Here is a 246-nt window from a genome sequence, read left to right as displayed (position 1 = left end):
CGAGATGGTGCCCTCGATCGCGCGGATCGCGCTCGAATGCATCGGCAACAGCGACGCGCTCTATCACAATGTCGAGCATACCATGCTGGTAACCTTGGCCGGCCACGCCATCCTGCGCGGCCGCGCGGCAGGATCACCTTGCGGCCATCGGCGGCAACCAGATAGCCGTTCTCGTCGTCGGCATCGAACAGCCCGCGTACATAGCCGATGTCATGGGTGAGGCAGGCGATGATGACATGCGCATAA

Annotated in this window: 1 pseudogene; it reads left to right on the top strand. The window is 62.6% G+C overall.

Features of this window, described 5'->3' with window-relative positions:
* Window positions 1-136 (top strand): annotated as a pseudogene (locus FNJ47_RS52360) (metal-dependent phosphohydrolase); the annotation flags it as partial.
* Between the last annotated feature and the right edge of the window lie 110 nt (window positions 137-246).

The sequence above is a fragment of the Bradyrhizobium uaiense genome (genome assembly GCF_010811875.1).
Classification (GTDB): domain Bacteria; phylum Pseudomonadota; class Alphaproteobacteria; order Rhizobiales; family Xanthobacteraceae; genus Bradyrhizobium; species Bradyrhizobium uaiense.
This window is presented reverse-complemented; position numbering and strand designations above follow the sequence as displayed.